Here is a 15,295-nt window from a genome sequence, read left to right as displayed (position 1 = left end):
CCGCGGCAGCGGACTGACTTCGCGTGCACGTGCGCGCTCCCGATGGCCGATCTCCTCACGGAGGGTCAGGACAGCCGGGGGCACACGGCCCGGCGGTCCCTGGGGTACTTCGCTCCCGGGTCCGGGCCCGAGCATCGGCACCAGGGCGATCGGCCACCCGGCCGAGAGCGACGAACCGAGCAAGCGCGTTCCGGCGGAGCCGGGCGCGCACGACACAGAAGAGGTTGATTCCGGCAATGGCCGTCGTCACCATGAAGCAGCTGCTCGACAGCGGCGTGCACTTCGGGCACCAGACCCGTCGGTGGAACCCGAAGATGAAGCGCTACATCTTCACCGAGCGCAACGGCATCTACATCATCGACCTGCAGCAGACGCTGACCTACATCGACCGTGCGTACGAGTTCATCAAGGAAACCGTCGCGCACGGCGGCACCATCATGTTCGTCGGCACGAAGAAGCAGGCTCAGGAAGCGATCGCCGCCGAGGCTTCGCGTGTGGGCATGCCCTACGTGAACCAGCGCTGGCTCGGTGGCATGCTGACCAACTTCCAGACGGTGCACAAGCGTCTCCTCCGCCTGAAGGAGCTCGAGTCGCAGGAGCAGACCGGTGGTTTCGCCGGCCTGACCAAGCGCGAAATCCTCACGCTCACCCGTGAGAAGGACAAGCTCGAGAAGACCCTCGGCGGTATCCGCGACATGGCCAAGGTGCCGAGCATCGTGTGGATCGTCGACACGAAGAAGGAGCACATCGCCGTCGGCGAGGCTCGCAAGCTGAACATCCCGGTCGTCGCGATCCTGGACACCAACTGCGACCCGGACGAGGTCGACTACCCGATCCCGGGTAACGACGACGCCATCCGTTCGGCCGCGCTGCTGACCAAGGTCGTGGCCGAGGCCGCCGCCGCCGGTCTGATGGCCCGCTCCAGCCGCAACGGTTCCTCCGCCGACGCCAAGCCCGAGGCGGGCGTCGCCACGGACGAGCCGCTGGCCGAGTGGGAGAAGGAGCTGCTCGCCGGCTCCGAGACCGCCGCCGCGGACGCCAAGGAAGCCGCCGCCGCGACCGAGGCCGCCACCGAGGCTCCGGCCGAGCAGGCCACCGCCTCCTCCTGATCCACCCCGCTCGTGGGGCCGCCTCCGGGCGGCCCCACGGGTGACTTCCCCAAAAGACTTTCTCGTACCTGAAAAAGGACGGACACACCCACGATGGCGAACTACACCGCCGCAGACGTGAAGCGTCTCCGGGAGCTGACCGGCTCCGGAATGATGAACTGCAAGAAGGCGCTGGAGGAGAACGACGGCGACTTCGACAAGGCCGTCGAGTTCCTGCGCATCAAGGGCGCCAAGGACGTCGGCAAGCGCGCCGAGCGCGCCACCGCCGAGGGCCTCGTCGCCGGTGACGGCGGCGTGCTGATCGAGCTCGACTCCGAGACCGACTTCGTCGCGAAGAACGAGGACTTCCAGGCCCTCGCCGCGAAGATCGTCGAGGTCGCGAAGGCCGAGAAGACCAGCGACGTCGAGAAGCTGAAGGCCGCCTCGCTCGACGGCAAGACCGTCGAGGAGCAGGTCCAGGAGCTCGCCGCTCGCATCGGTGAGAAGCTCGAGCTGCGCCGTGTCGCCGCTTACGAGGGCACCACCACCACGTACCTGCACCGTCGCGGTGCGGACCTCCCGCCCGCCGTCGGCGTGCTCATCGAGTACACCGGTGAGGGCGAGGCCGCCGCGGAGGCCGCTCGTGGCGCCGCCATGCAGGTCGCCGCGCTCAAGGCCAAGTACCTCACCCGCGAAGAGGTCCCGGCCGAGATCGTCGAGAACGAGCGTCGCGTCGCCGAGGCCACCGCCCGCGAGGAGGGCAAGCCGGAGCAGGCCATGCCCAAGATCATCGAGGGCAAGGTCAACGCGTACTACAAGGACAACGTCCTGCTCGAGCAGCCGTCGGTCAAGGACAACAAGAAGACCGTCAAGGCCCTGCTCGACGAGGCCGGCGTGTCCGTGAGCCGGTTCGCCCGGTTCGAGGTCGGCCAGGCCTGATCCAGGCGCGGAACACAAGAATCCCCACTGTGCCCCGTCTCCGTCCATCGGGGACGGGGCACAGTCGGGTTCAGAGCACTAGGGAGGGCGACATGGGTGTCCGTGTCGAAGGCGGATACCGGCGGGTGCTGCTGAAGCTGGGCGGCGAGATGTTCGGCGGCGGTTCCATCGGGGTTGATCCGGATGTGGTGCACTCGGTCGCTCAGCAGATCGCCGACGTCGCGCGGACGGGCGTGCAGATCGCCGTCGTGATCGGCGGTGGCAACTACTTCCGCGGCGCGGAACTGTCGCAGCGCGGCATGGACCGCGACCGCGCGGACTACATGGCGATGCTCGGCACCGTCATGAACTGCCTGGCGTTGCAGGACTTCCTGGAGAAGGAGGGCCTGCCGACCCGCGTGCAGACCGCCATCACCATGGGGCAGGTCGCCGAGCCGTACATCCCGCGCCGCGCCGAGCGTCACCTGGAGAAGGGCCGCGTCGTCATCTTCGGCGCCGGGGTCGGCATGCCGTACTTCTCGACCGACACCGCCGCCGCGCAGCGCGCGCTCGAACTCGGCTGCGAGGCCGTCTTGATGGCGAAGGCCGTCGACGGCGTCTACACCGCGGACCCGAAGAGCGACCCGACCGCCGAGATGTTCCACGAGATCAGCCACCGCGAGGTGCTGGAGCGGGATCTCAAGGTCGCCGACGCCACCGCGTTCAGCCTGTGCATGGACAACAACATGCCGATCATCGTGTTCAATCTGCTCACCGAGGGGAACATCGCCCGCGCGGTCAGTGGTGAGAGGATCGGCACCCTGGTCGACACCCCCGCCGACGGGGTGCCCGCGTAAGCCTGCTCTGATCTTCGCAATCGGTACGCATACACAACTACGGGAGTTGCCGTGATCGACGAGACCCTCCTCGACGCCGAGGAGAAGATGGAAAAAGCGGTGTCCGTCGCCAAGGAGGACCTGTCGTCGGTACGCACCGGCCGGGCCCACCCCGGGATGTTCTCGCGCATTGTCGTCGAGTACTACGGCGCGCCGACCCCGCTGAACCAGATGGCGAGCGTCAACATCCCCGAAGCCCGGATGGCGTTGATCAAGCCTTACGACCAGACCTCGCTCAACGCCATCGAGAAGGCGATCCGCGAGTCGGACCTCGGTGTGAACCCGAGCAACGACGGCAACGTGATCCGCATCGTCATTCCGCAGCTCACCGAAGAGCGCCGCAAGGAGATGGTCAAGGTCGCCAAGGCCAAGGGCGAGGACGCCCGTGTTTCGATCCGCAGCGTCCGCCGCAAGGCCAAGGAAGAGCTCGACCGGATCAAGAAGGACGGCGAGGCGGGCGAGGACGAGGTCGTCCACGCCGAGAAGGAACTCCAGAACCTCACCGACACCTACAGTCACAAGGTCGACGAGCTGGTGAAACACAAGGAAGCCGAGCTACTCGAGGTCTGATGAGCCAGGTGAGCGAGGAACGCGAGGACCGGGTGGAGAACCCGGAACCGGTTCCGGCCAAGAAGCCGGAACCGGCGAAGAAGGTTTCCCGCGCCGGCCGCAACCTGCCCGCCGCGATCGGGGTCGGGCTGCTGCTGGGGGCGGCGATCGTCACGTCCCTGCTCACCGTCCGCTTTCTGTTCATCGGCATCATCGCGATCGCCATCGCGGTCGGCACGATCGAGCTGGCCGGGGCACTGAAGCGCGCGGCGGGCATCCGGGTCGCGCTGGTCCCGGTGCTCGTCGGCGGTCAGGCGATGATCTGGCTGGCGTGGCCGTACGGCCGTGAAGGCGCGCTGACGGCGTTCGTGCTGACGGTGCTCGTCTGCCTGCTGTGGCGGTTGCCCGGCGGCGCGGACGGCTACCTGCGCGACATCAGCGCGTCGGTCTTCGCCGCCGCGTACATCCCGCTTTTCGGCGCCTTCGCCGCCATGCTCGTCCCGCCGGAGGACGGCGTCGGCCGGGTGCTGGCGTTCATGATCGGCGTCGTCGCTTCGGACACGGGCGGCTACATCGCCGGTGTCCTGGGCGGCAAACATCCGATGGCGCCCAGTATCAGCCCGAAGAAGACCTGGGAAGGGTTCGCCGGTTCGCTCGTGGCCGGTGTGGTCGCCGGCGCGCTGACCCTGAGCCTTCTCCTCGACGGCCACGCCTGGCAGGGTGTGCTGTTCGGCGCGGCGATCGTCTGCACGGCGACCCTGGGCGATCTCGTCGAGTCGCTGATCAAGCGCGACCTCGGCGTCAAGGACATGGGGAACATGCTGCCGGGCCACGGCGGGCTGATGGATCGGCTCGATTCGTTGCTCCCTTCGGCCGTCGTCTCCTGGCTGCTGCTCTCCGCATTCGTCCCCGTTTAGACCGAACCCAGGTGACAAAGTCCGGGGCGCCGGGCCAAGGTCGGGGTATGCGAACTCGACGGATGAGTAAGCGACTTCTGGCCATGGCACTGGGCGTGGTGACGCTCGGCGCCCTGACGACGACCGTGGCGGAGGCGGGCGGAAGCCCCGTAGTCCGCACGGATTCCGGCCCCGTTCGCGGGGTGAGTACTGCCGAATACCGGAGTTTCCAAGGCATTCCGTTCGCCGCGCCACCGGTCGGCGACCTGCGCTGGGCCTCGCCGCGGAGACCCGAGCCGTGGACCGCGGTGCGGGACGCGAGCAAACCGGGACCTCGATGCGCGCAGGGAGCCGGCCTCGGTTCGGCAGCGAGCGAGGCCGAGGATTGCCTGTACCTCAACGTGATCAGCCCGGCCAAGCCCGCGCGTAAGCCGCGTCCGGTGATGGTCTGGGTGCACGGTGGCGGCTTCACCTCCGGCGCGGGCAGCGACTATGACTTCGAGCGCATGGCCCTCGGCGGGGACGTCGTCGTGGTGACCGTGAACTACCGGCTGGGTGTGTTCGGCTTCTTCGGGCATCCGGAACTCGGCCGCGACTCCGGTTCTTTCGGCTTCCAGGACCAGCAGGCCGCCCTGCGCTGGGTGCAGCGCAACGCGCATGCGTTCGGCGGGGATCCCCGGAACGTCACGTTGTTCGGCGAATCCGCCGGAGCGATGAGCACTTGTGTCCAGTTGGCCTCCCCTTGGGCCGCGGGGCTGTTCCACCGCGCGATCATCCAGAGCGGGCCTTGCACGCTGACCTGGCCCGACGGCGGGTTCTTTCCCGGCGTCCCCGCGGGCTCGCCGTATCTGCCCCGCGCCGACGCCGAAGCGATGGGTGCTGCAGGGGCCGAGAAACTCGGCTGCGCCGACATCGCCTGCATGCGGCGGCTTCCGGCCAAGGATTTGGTGAACCAGCCGCTCGGGACGCCCGCGTTCGGCACCGGCCTGCTGCCCGAGCATCCGGCAGACGCGCTGAAAGCGGGGCGCTTCGCCCGCGTCCCGGTGCTGACGGGGGTCACCAGGGACGAGGCGAGGCTGTTCGTGGCCCTGTTCCCCGGACATCCGTTCACCGAGGAGCACTACCAGGGACTGTTGCGGACCGCGTTCGGGGAGAAGGCTCCGCTCGTCGCCGCCCGATACCCGTCGGCGAAGCACGGCGGCCCGGCGATGGCGTTCGCGGACGCGATGACCGACCGGATCTGGGGCTGCCCGCAGGTGGGGACCGAGCGATTGCTGCGCGAGCGCACGCGGACCTTCGGTTACGAGTTCGCCGATCGGGCGGCTCCCCCGCTTGTTCCCGCGCCACCAGGCATGAATCTCGGCGCCGCCCATGGAACCGAATTGGCTTATTTGTCTGATTTAACCGGGTTCCCGGCGAAATTGACGCCCGCGCAGCAGGAACTGGCGGGGCAAATGATTCGGTACTGGACCGCGTTCGCGCGCACCGGCGATCCGAATGGCGGCGAACTGCCGAAATGGCGTCCTTCGCCGCGGACGCAATCGCTGGCGCCGGGCGTGATCGGCCCGGTCGACCTCGCGGCAGTGCACGACTGCCGGTTCTGGGCGGATATCTGACCGAAGAGCCGGGGCGGCCTCGTCGCCCCGGCTCAGTCGTCGTAGGGGTCGTCGACTTCGGCGGTGCCCCAGCCCTCGACGGCCCGCGAGTGGTCGATCACGGCGAACACCGAACCGTCCGGGTCGGCGAGGATCGCCATCCGGCCGTACGGGGTGTCGTAGGGCTGGACCACGACGGTGCCGCCGAGCATCAGGGCCTGTCCCGCCGCGGCGTCGGCGCCGCGGGCAGGGGCGAGTTCGAAGTAGACCATCCAGTGCGGGGGAGTGTCCGGCCGGTACTCCGAACCCATCACGTATCGGTACACCACGGGTTCATGCTCGATGAGCCATTCGGCGTAGTCGAGCGAGGCGCCGTCGCCGATCTGGTGGCTGGTGTAGTTGAAGAGGCGGCAGTAGAAGTGATCCGCCGCCGCGCCGTCGTGGGTGTTGAGATCCGCGCCGCTGAAGGTGTTCGGCACCCCTGTCGCGAACTCCCAGGTGGCGGGCGGCTCCCAGAAGACGACGTGCGCGCCGCACGCGTCGACGGCGTGGATGATGGTGCCGCGATGGGGGATCGCCACCGGCCCGAGCGTGACCCGGCCACCGAGACTGTCCACCCACTCGGCGGCCGCGGCCGCCTGGGGCACCGAGATGTGGACGCTCCAGCCGGACGGCCCGCCCGAACCCGCGCGGTACAGACCACCGGCCGGGACGCCGTTCAGCGTCGCTATCGAGTAGCGGCCGGTCGGCGTCGCCGGATCACGCTGGACGACGTACTCCCAGTCGAAAAGCCCGCTGTAGAAGGTTTGCGCGGCCGTTTCGTCTCTGCACGCGAGCTCGATCCAGCACGGGATTCCCGAAGGTATGACGGAAGTGTGGGCGGCCGAGCCGAGCGACATGCGGTTCTCCCTTACCGGTGGGAGTAAAGTCTAGTCGCTGACCGCATTGTTTCCGTCAAAGATTCCGACCGGATGACCCCGGAACCCGGCCCGGTGTCCCTTCGTTGGAGCTTCCGTGCGCTGGTTTCCCCGAGCCCTCTCCTCCTTCCGCCGCGGCGGTGAGGAGGTGCTGCCGAGCCCGAACATCTGGTATTACCAAAAGGCCTACGAGGTCGAGAACCGCGCGCAGGACGTCGACGACGAGATCTGGCGCGCGCTCGCCGGGTATCGCGATTGGTCCGGTGCGGACGTGCTCGACATCGGCTGCGGTGACGGTTTCCATCTGCCGCGGTTCGCCGAGACGGCGCGGTCGGTGGTCGGGATCGAACCCCATGAGCCGCTCGTCCGCGACGCGCGGAAACGGGTGGGGCGGCTGGAGAACGTCGAGGTGCGGCAAGGACGTGCGCAGCGGCTTCCCTTATCGGACGCGGCTTTCGACGTCGTCCACGCGCGCACCGCGTACTTCTTCGGCCCCGGTTGTGAACCCGGCCTTCGCGAAGCGGAGCGGGTGCTGCGTCCGGGTGGGCTGATGATGATCGTGGATCTCGATGTGGCGAGTGAGCCCTACGGACGCTGGATGCGGCTGGATCTTCCGCACTACGATCCGCCCGGAGTGGAGAAGTTCTTCGCCCGTCAGGGATTCGGCTGTCGCAAGGTGATGACGCGGTGGCTGTTCGAGGACGACGCCGCGATGGAAGCCGTGCTGAAGATCGAGTTCAGCGCTCCGGTCGCGGCGAAGGCGATCGCGGAGGTCCGGCGCCTGAACGAGGTTTCGTCAGGCTCCGGGGAGAAACGGATGACGTTGCCGGTGGGCTATCGCGTGCATACGCGCGTCAAGCCCACCGGCCTCGTCGTGCCAGGTCACTCCGTGTCCTCGTCCGGAGTCGAGTCCTCGGCCTCGCCGAGGATGCCGTAGATCGTCCGGCGTGCCTCGTTGAGCACGTCGACGGTGCGGGCTTGCTGCCTTTCGGTGCCGGCGTGCATCACCTGCGCGACCGCAGCGGCCAGGGTCGCGCCCGCTTTGCGCAGGTTGACCTCGACCGGGTCGACGTCGTGGGCGATCTGCTCCCACGGCGGGACCGCGTCCTGCTGCTCGGCCGCGGCGCGGCCGGATTCGGTGAGTTCGAACAGCTTCTTGCCGTTCTCGTCCTTGCTGATCACCAGGCCTTCGTCGGCCAGCAACTGCAAGGTCGGGTAGACCGAGCCGGGGCTCGGCTTCCAGAAGCCGCCGCTGCGCTCGCCGATCTCCCGGATGATCTCGTAGCCGTGCCTCGGCTGCTCGGAAAGCAGCGCCAGGATCGCGGCGCGGACGTCACCGCGTTTGCCGCGCCGCCCGGGGCCACCGCGGCGGCCGTGCCGGTGCCGATGGCCCGGTCCGCCCGGACCCGGCGGGAAATCGCCGAAGCCGCCGCGGGCCCAAGGGCCGAAGGCCGGTCGGCCGTGTTCTGGAGGGAAGGGTCGTCGTCGCATGATGTGAATCCTTTCTACGTACTGTTCCGACATGTACACGATATATCGGAAACAGTCGTACGACAACCCGTTCTCGGTGATCTGGGTCTCAGGAGAGGTCGAGCGCGAGCAAATCGATGCCACCGGAGTCGAACTCGCCGACCTTCCGCCAGCCCCAGCGGCGGTACAGCCGCCGAGCGGGCGCCTCGACGCGGGACGCGAGTACGGCGAATCGCTCGGGGCGCTCTTTCAGCAGGTCATCGAGCAGAGCGCGGCCAAGCCCGCGACCGCGGAGCTCGGGGAGGAGCGCCAGCTCGTACACGTAGAACAGCTCTTCGCCGTCGAGCCACGAAGGCGCCGGAGCCGCCGCGCGTTCGGGCCACCAGCCGGCTTCTTGCCGGACCCCGTAGGCGAAGCCGCCGAGTGCTCCGCCTTCGCACACTGTCGTCATGGCGAACCCCGGGAGCGCGGCGTGTTCGGCGAACAGCACGCCGAACCGGGCGACGTCGTCCTCTCCTTCGAGGTACGGCGGTTCGCGGTAGACGCGGCGGTAGACGTCGTCCAGTTCAGAGCGCACGGTTCAGTCTGCCCAGTACCAGGATCGCCACGCCACAACAGCCGATCAGCACCAGCCACGGCAAAGCCGCGCCGTGCGACAGCAACCAGGTGAACGTCGCCGGGGCGATCACCCGCGCCGCGCTCCACACGAGTTCTTCGAGGCCGAGATAGCGGCCGCGCAACCGCGCCGGGGCGATCGCGACGGTCAGCGCGCTGCTGGTCGGCGCCTGGAGCAGTTCGGCGCCGGTGAAGACGATCATCGCGAGGGTGAGCACGAGGAACGCCATCGTGGGCCGCCCGGTGGGAACCAGCGCGAACAGGATGAACGACACCGCCCACACCGCGGCCGAGACCTGGAGCGTGCGCGGCATCCGGCGCCGCTCGACCCGGCGCGACACCACGGTCTGCGCGAGCACGACCAGCACCGTGTTGATCGCGAACAGGACCCCGGGTTGCCAAGCCGGCAGCTTCAGGCCGTCGAGGACGTACGCGCTCAGCAAGACGGTCAACGCCAGATCGCACAACGCGAAGACGAAGACTGTCACGAGTACGCCGCGAAAGATCCGGTCGGCGAGCACCTTCCGGTAGCCGCCCGCGGGAACGGCCTCCGATCCGGTCTCGCGAGGGGTGCTCGCCGGGGCTCGCCACGACGCGACGAGAACCGCGGCGACGACGAAACTAGCCGCGTTGACGAGCACGATAACGGTGTAGCCGCCGGTACCGCCCCAGGCGACCATCGCGGCGCCGAGGAGTCCGCCGAGCCCGATGCCGACGTTGCGCAGCGCGCGTTCCATCGCGTACCAGCGGGCGCGCTGGCCGTCGTCGGCCACCTGCGCCACCAGCGCGCCGGTCGACGGCCAGAACATGCCCTCGCCCCAGAACGTCACCGCGGCCAGGACGACCAGATGCCATGCCTCGCCGGCGAAGACGTAGCCGGTGAAGGTCACCGCGCGGATCAGGTTGGCGGTGATCACCATCCGGCCCGGCCCGAACCGGTCGATCAACCGTCCCGCGAGCGGTCCCGACGGCAGCGCGATCATCGCCGCGATCGACAGCGCCGCCCCGACGGCCGTCAGCGACAGACCCTTCGCCGCGTGGAAGTACACGACGGCGAACGGCAGGAACAAGCCGGTCCCCAGCGCGTCGACGCTTTGCGCCGCGATGAGCGGGAACCGGCCGCGAGTGCTCGGCAGACCGAGCAGGTCGGCGGCGGCCATCATGCGTGGGGGAGCGGGAAGACGTTGAGTTCGTGCTCGGCGAGCGGTTCGTCCCGCCAGCCGAGCCCCACCGCCGCGTCGGCGATCCTTCCGTTGCCCCACATCGGCGATCCGGCGGGGAAGTTCGAGACGAGCCCTGGGACCAGCGTATGCGCGGCGTGGAATCCGGCGGCCGCGACGTCGCAGGTCGTCAGGTCGACGCTGATCACCTCGAATCCCCGGGCTTCGACGCGGGCTTGGTAGGCCTTGAGCCGTCGTTCCCCGAGGGCGGGAAGGTCGCCCCAGCCGCGGCTCGGCAGGTCCATGACCCAGGGGGCCACTCGCTTCACGGCCCGGGGATCGAGGTAGATCTGTTGCTGGCAAAGGAGATCCGCGACATCGGCGAAGTCTTCGCGGTACGAGTCCAGGTAGCGCCGATCGGCCCGGTGCGGCTTGAGGTTGCCCAGATGCGGCAGGTCCCGGCGCATGCCGGACAGCTCGCGTTCGTCGTCGAGGGCGCGGCAGGTGTGCTGGAGCGTGAATCCCTCGGCGAGCGCCTTCTTCGCGGCCTCCAGCGCGTCCGGCCGGGTGGCGAAGCCGATCGACAACCAGCGTTTCACACGGTCGAGTACCACCGCGGCGACCACTGGGACGTCGAACTCGTTGTCCAGGTGGATGAGCGTGACTTCGTAGTCGTCGGTGGCGTCGGCGATGAGTGACCGGATCTCATCCGGGATCGTGAGCCTGCCGAGGCGTGGCGTGTTCGCCCACCAGAGCATGGTCGTGTCGCGCTCGAGTACCTCTTCGAGGCCGGAGGTGACGGCGTGCTCCTCGGTGGTCCCGCTCGCGAGGCCGGCGATCAGCGGATCGGCGAAATGCGCTTCCCCCGGTTGGCGTTCGTTCGAGAACAGGAACGCCGGAACCCAGACGGGTTCGTCGGTGGTGTGGGAGAAGCCTTCCACCCACGAGCATTCCGTGTCCTGGGTCAGTGGCGCGAACGGGAAACCCGGGGATCGGTACTGCGTGGCGGAGTAGAGGTTCAGCCGTTGCGGGTCGAGTGCGGGGATTCCGTAGCGGGCGAATTGCTTGTAGCTGCCGAAGCACACTTCGTGCTCCGGAGCGAGCCAGCTTCCGCAGTAGCGCTCCACCGCTTCGCCGATGGCCGACTGACGCGCGAGGTCGAAATCGTGCCACGACGTGCCGAAGGCCTGACGGTCGTTGGGCCAGTTCGTCACCCGGCGCATGTCCGCGACATCGACCGCGCAGACCCGCAGCCGGGCGGGCATCCCCGGTGCGGGCGGGATTTCGCCGACGCCGGTCACGATCCCGGTCTGGTCGTCCACCAGCAGTTCGGGGTCGGTCGTGGCGGGAACGGGCCGGGCCCGGTCGGGTAAGGGGAGGATCGGGCGGCGGATCTCGGTGAGGTCCGCCGGGTTCAGTTCGATCTCGCCGGTGGTCATGGCGGATCGTCCGCCGGAGAGCCAGCGTTCGAGATGGACGGCGAGAGTGGTCAGCGCCCAGCGGGCGTCGCCCGGCCGAAGCGGGGTGGAGTCCGAGGTGACCGAAAGGAACGCCTCGACGACACGCGGGTCCTGCGCGGCGGAGCGGCGCCGCGCGACGACGTCGGCGAAATCGATGCCGTCGGGCGCGATCGCGGGTCCGGCGATCACCCGGCCGCGTTCCCGGCGCAACGGCAGCCAGCGCACCCCGCTGCCGGCGCACAACGCGTCAAGCGCGATCAACTCGGTATAGGCGGGGTGATCGAAGGCCGCGACCACGACCGCGTTCTCTATGTCCATTTCGGACAGATCGTGGAAGTAGGGGACCGTCTCGACGCTCGCGTACCCGCTGCCGTCGAGGATCTCCGCCAAGGGCTCGACGAGCGCGGGCGAGCCGGTGAGAAGGATCGAGGTGGCGGCGACGTCGTCCGCCCCGGTGTCCCGATCGTGGCGGAGGCAGCCGTCCGCTTCGAGGATCTCCATCATTTCCTCGTAGTCCGGGGTCATGCCGGCCAGCAGCTCGGCGCGGGTCCGGGTGCCGTCGCAGCGGTTCGCCCAGGCGCGGAACTCCCGGGTGGGCGCGGCGATGTAGAACTGTCCCCCACTGGGTGTGACGAGAAAGCAGAGCTCCGGTTCGAGATCGGTGATCTCGATTCCGTCGAGCCGCGGTCTGAACTCTTCGTACCCCATGGCAACCCCATCGTTTCCAGGACGCCCGCCTCGCCGCCGCGGACCAGGTGCGGGACCGCGGCGGCGGGGGCGGCTTTGTCGGCCGGTTACTTGGCGGCGGAACGGTTGTGGACGACCGCGCGGTTGTGCACGACGGCACGGTTGTGGACGACCGCGCGGTTGTGGACCACGGCACGGTTGTGGACTACGACGGCGGCGGGGCGCTCGTAGGTCGAGATCATGGTTCCTCCTGTAGTTCACTCGGGGTCGTCACGCTCCGTGGCGCGACATGACCAAGTCTCGGTCCGGACGTGACCTCCCGACGTCTCCTGAAATGCGATCCGCACGACTCCGCGGGAAGAACACACGGTCCGGCCCGGGTGCGGCTCACGTGACCTGGGAAACAGCGATCCGGGGCGGCTCAGGCGCGTCAAAGGTGGACATGGGACACTGAGTGAGCTATGACTGCCCTCCCTCTTGTCTTCGACGCGCCCAAGCGCGGCCTCCCGCCGCGCCACCTCGCCGACCTCTCCGCCGCCGAGCGGGCCGCTGCCGTCGCCGAGCTGGGGGAGAAGCCGTTCCGCGCGAAGCAGCTTTCGAACCATTACTTCTCGCGGCTCACGGTGAACCCCGAGGAGATGACCGACATCCCGGCGGCGTCGCGGGAGAAGCTCGTCGGCGATCTGATGCCGACGCTGCTCACCGAGATCAAGGCCCTCGCGTGCGACGACGGCACCACGCGCAAGACGCTGTGGCGCGCGCACGACGGGACGCTGCTGGAGAGCGTGCTGATGCGCTACCCGGACCGGGCGACCCTGTGCATTTCGAGCCAGGCTGGCTGCGGCATGGCCTGCCCGTTCTGCGCGACCGGTCAGGGCGGTCTCGACCGGAACCTGTCGACCGCGGAGATCGTCGACCAGGTTCGCGCGGCCGCCGCGGTGATGCGCGACGGAGCGATGCCCGGCGGCCCCGGCCGTCTGTCGAACATCGTCTTCATGGGCATGGGCGAGCCGCTGGCGAACTACAAGCGCGTCGTGGCGGCGGTCCGGCGGATCACGGATCCCTCGCCGGACGGGCTCGGTATCGGTCAGCGTTCGGTGACGGTGTCGACGGTGGGTCTCGCGCCGGCGATCCGCAAGCTGGCGGACGAGAAGATGCAGGTGCGGCTGGCGGTTTCGCTGCACACGCCGGACGACGAGCTGCGCGACACGCTGGTGCCGGTGAACGAGCGCTGGTCGGTGGACGAGGTCCTGTCCGCGGCCCGGTACTACGCGGACACTTCCGGCCGCCGGGTGTCGATCGAGTACGCCCTGATCCGGGACGTCAACGATCAGCCTTGGCGTGCCGAGCTGCTGGCGAAGCGGCTTCGGCAGCACCTTGGCCAGCTGGTGCACGTGAACGTGATCCCGCTGAACCCGACGCCGGGCAGCAAGTGGGACGCCTCGCCGAAGCCGGTGGAGCGGGAGTTCGTCCGTCTGGTGAACGCGGGCGGAGTGGCGTGCACGGTCCGTGACACGCGTGGTCAGGAGATCGCGGCGGCGTGCGGTCAGCTCGCCGCCGAGAACTGAGTTCTTCCTTTCAGTGATGGAGATTTTGTCGTGATGTATGCCCCCAGCCTGCTGGACCCGGCTGCGGAGGAGCTGAAGCTCACAGACGTGATCGGCCACGGCGCGACAGGTGTCGCGCGCGAGGCCAGGACGCTGCTCGGTGACCGGTTCAGCTCGGTGACCTTCATGTACGTCCTGATGCGGGCGTTCGAGGTGGAGTACATGGCGGCGCGGGACGCTTCGCGGTGGCACGAGTTCCACGGCGGGCCGTACGCGTTGTCGGACGCCGACCTCGAAGCCCTGCTGGCGCCCTGGCTCGGTTCTCACCGCCGTCCGGCGGTCGCGTCGAGCACCGTCTAGGCAGGCTCGACGCGACCGTCCTTTGTGGATGGTCGGCTCGATTCGTGCCGGGGCGGCCGGTAGACGAGCTCCTGGACGCGCCGTCGAAGGTGTGGCTCCGCTTTTCCGGTGACCACAGGGAAGACCGTCACCTGGACGCGATCCACGAGGCCGGCGGCCATCAGCGCCCGGTTCATCGCCAGGCTGCCGTGCGAGCGCAGCGGCACGTCGGACTCCTCCTTGAGCCGGGCGACGACGTCGACCGCGTCTCCGTTCACGACGGTCGCGTCCGGCCAGTCGAGCGGCCCCCGCGGCGTGGCCGACACCACCGTCGCGGGCAGGTGCTTCAGCCGGACACCCACGGGTCCAGAGCCTCGCGCTCCACGATCTCCGCGTTCAGCATCTCCATGTTCGCGCGGAACGTGGTGGCGCCGAAGACCATCCGCTGTTCCTCGGAGTACAGGGCGAGGCGGTGCCGGAGGAGTTCGGGGCCCTGCTTGCCCCAGTAGCCGCCCCAATCGCCGGTGTGGGAGCCGTAGCCGTCGAGGCTGGAAAAGACGTCGAAGGTTCAGGTCGCGGTCATGGTGCTCCTTCGGTGAGTTCCGCATGGAGGGCACTCCTCGTCCCTCACCCTGGCTACGAAAGGGCCCGGCGCCGATCGACATCGGCCCGGAAAAATCCGCCACTGGGCCACGAGTGACAGGATGTGGGCGTGTATTGCCTGCAAGCTGCCCTCGTCACCGAGTCCGCACGTGGTGAATTGCTCGATTCGGTCGATGGCGCGCGGTTCGTCTCGCTCGGACACCAGCTGTCACTGATGCCGCTGAGCGAGGCGCTCCTCGAAGCCGGGGAATTCTGGACAGCGCTCGCCGAGTGCTCCGAGCACGGCGCCGTGGCGTACGTCGAGGCCGAGTACTTCGGCGGCGCCGGGACGCAATCCGCGCAGGTGTGGGACGGCGGCGAGAGGGTCCTCGGCCCGCTGCACCTGGCCGAGGGCGAGGCCGCCCCGGCCGGGGGCAGTCCGATTTCCCAAGCGCTTCGGCGGCTCGGCGTGGTCAAGGGTGACCACTTCGACGAGTTCGACGCCGTCGGGCTCGGCAGGCACCGCGACACGCGCGACTGGCTCCTCGCTTAGGCGACACACCACCTCCTTCCCCG

General features: G+C 68.7%; 16 protein-coding genes and 1 pseudogene. 10 read left to right on the top strand and 7 right to left on the bottom strand.

Annotated features, from left to right (window positions below; translation table 11 throughout):
- Window positions 1-236 precede the first annotated feature (236 nt).
- The 6 genes from rpsB to AC069H_RS05460 all read left to right on the top strand — a co-directional run bounded on the left by rpsB (window position 237) and on the right by AC069H_RS05460 (window position 5,963).
- The gene (gene rpsB / locus AC069H_RS05485) at window positions 237-1,109 is read left to right on the top strand and encodes a 30S ribosomal protein S2 (protein WP_034310929.1); all 873 of its coding nucleotides are present in this window, start codon (window positions 237-239) and stop codon (window positions 1,107-1,109) included.
- Window positions 1,110-1,202: 93 nt separating this feature from the next.
- Complete coding sequence (tsf, locus tag AC069H_RS05480; protein ID WP_340687351.1) at window positions 1,203-2,027, top strand: translation elongation factor Ts; 825 nt, start codon at window positions 1,203-1,205, stop codon at window positions 2,025-2,027.
- Window positions 2,028-2,119: 92 nt separating this feature from the next.
- Window positions 2,120-2,863, top strand: coding sequence for a UMP kinase (pyrH, locus tag AC069H_RS05475; RefSeq protein ID WP_005154669.1), 744 nt, complete (start codon window positions 2,120-2,122; stop codon window positions 2,861-2,863).
- Between the two features lie 51 nt (window positions 2,864-2,914).
- Window positions 2,915-3,472, top strand: a complete 558-nt coding sequence (gene frr, locus AC069H_RS05470) for a ribosome recycling factor (RefSeq protein ID WP_034310934.1) — start codon at window positions 2,915-2,917, stop codon at window positions 3,470-3,472.
- Entirely contained in the window at window positions 3,472-4,368 is an 897-nt protein-coding gene (locus AC069H_RS05465; protein ID WP_340687352.1) for a phosphatidate cytidylyltransferase, read from the top strand. Before frr ends, AC069H_RS05465 begins: the two co-directional genes overlap by 1 nt.
- An 83-nt stretch (window positions 4,369-4,451) precedes the next feature.
- Window positions 4,452-5,963, top strand: coding sequence for a carboxylesterase/lipase family protein (locus AC069H_RS05460; protein WP_478231931.1), 1,512 nt, complete (start codon window positions 4,452-4,454; stop codon window positions 5,961-5,963).
- Window positions 5,964-5,995: 32 nt separating this feature from the next.
- Here AC069H_RS05460 and AC069H_RS05455 read toward each other — a convergent pair whose 3' ends face one another.
- The gene (locus AC069H_RS05455; RefSeq protein WP_478231464.1) at window positions 5,996-6,841 is read right to left on the bottom strand and encodes a VOC family protein; all 846 of its coding nucleotides are present in this window, start codon (window positions 6,839-6,841) and stop codon (window positions 5,996-5,998) included.
- A gap of 115 nt (window positions 6,842-6,956) precedes the next feature.
- On the opposite strand from AC069H_RS05455, the gene AC069H_RS05450 reads away from it, so the two are divergent.
- Window positions 6,957-7,796, top strand: a complete 840-nt coding sequence (locus AC069H_RS05450; RefSeq protein ID WP_478231463.1) for a class I SAM-dependent methyltransferase — start codon at window positions 6,957-6,959, stop codon at window positions 7,794-7,796.
- Here AC069H_RS05450 and AC069H_RS05445 read toward each other — a convergent pair.
- The 5 genes from AC069H_RS05445 to AC069H_RS05425 all read right to left on the bottom strand — a co-directional run bounded on the left by AC069H_RS05445 (window position 7,742) and on the right by AC069H_RS05425 (window position 12,493).
- A complete protein-coding gene (locus tag AC069H_RS05445; protein WP_478231462.1) occupies window positions 7,742-8,350 on the bottom strand; it encodes a PadR family transcriptional regulator in 609 nt (202 codons plus the stop codon). The genes AC069H_RS05450 and AC069H_RS05445 overlap by 55 nt on opposite strands.
- An 88-nt stretch (window positions 8,351-8,438) precedes the next feature.
- On the bottom strand, window positions 8,439-8,906 hold the full coding sequence (locus AC069H_RS05440; protein ID WP_478231461.1) for an N-acetyltransferase family protein: 468 nt from the start codon (window positions 8,904-8,906) through the stop codon (window positions 8,439-8,441).
- Window positions 8,896-10,107 carry an MDR family MFS transporter gene (locus AC069H_RS05435; protein WP_478231460.1) on the bottom strand — a complete coding sequence of 404 codons (1,212 nt, stop codon included), beginning with the start codon at window positions 10,105-10,107 and terminating at the stop codon, window positions 8,896-8,898. The genes AC069H_RS05440 and AC069H_RS05435 overlap by 11 nt, the downstream gene beginning before the upstream one ends.
- Window positions 10,104-12,272, bottom strand: coding sequence for a YcaO-like family protein (locus tag AC069H_RS05430; protein WP_478231459.1), 2,169 nt, complete (start codon window positions 12,270-12,272; stop codon window positions 10,104-10,106). The genes AC069H_RS05435 and AC069H_RS05430 overlap by 4 nt, the downstream gene beginning before the upstream one ends.
- An 86-nt stretch (window positions 12,273-12,358) precedes the next feature.
- Window positions 12,359-12,493: a hypothetical protein gene (locus AC069H_RS05425; protein WP_255632411.1), complete on the bottom strand. Its 135-nt coding sequence runs from the start codon at window positions 12,491-12,493 to the stop codon at window positions 12,359-12,361.
- 219 nt (window positions 12,494-12,712) lie between these two features.
- On the opposite strand from AC069H_RS05425, the gene rlmN reads away from it, so the two are divergent.
- Together rlmN and AC069H_RS05415 are read left to right on the top strand one after the other, a co-directional pair.
- A complete protein-coding gene (gene rlmN / locus AC069H_RS05420; protein ID WP_340687360.1) occupies window positions 12,713-13,819 on the top strand; it encodes a dual-specificity RNA methyltransferase RlmN in 1,107 nt (368 codons plus the stop codon).
- A 33-nt stretch (window positions 13,820-13,852) separates the two neighbouring features.
- Complete coding sequence (locus AC069H_RS05415; RefSeq protein WP_478225854.1) at window positions 13,853-14,158, top strand: hypothetical protein; 306 nt, start codon at window positions 13,853-13,855, stop codon at window positions 14,156-14,158.
- Here the strand turns inward: AC069H_RS05415 and AC069H_RS05410 are convergent.
- Window positions 14,155-14,720: pseudogene (locus tag AC069H_RS05410) on the bottom strand (dihydrofolate reductase family protein). The gene AC069H_RS05415 and the pseudogene AC069H_RS05410 sit on opposite strands and share 4 nt — an antisense overlap.
- Window positions 14,721-14,849: 129 nt before the next feature.
- On the opposite strand from AC069H_RS05410, the gene AC069H_RS05405 reads away from it, so the two are divergent.
- A complete protein-coding gene (locus tag AC069H_RS05405) occupies window positions 14,850-15,272 on the top strand; it encodes a hypothetical protein (RefSeq protein ID WP_478231458.1) in 423 nt (140 codons plus the stop codon).
- The last annotated feature ends 23 nt before the right edge of the window (window positions 15,273-15,295 follow it).

It is taken from the genome of Amycolatopsis sp. NPDC043887 (genome assembly GCF_056435665.1).
This window is presented reverse-complemented; position numbering and strand designations above follow the sequence as displayed.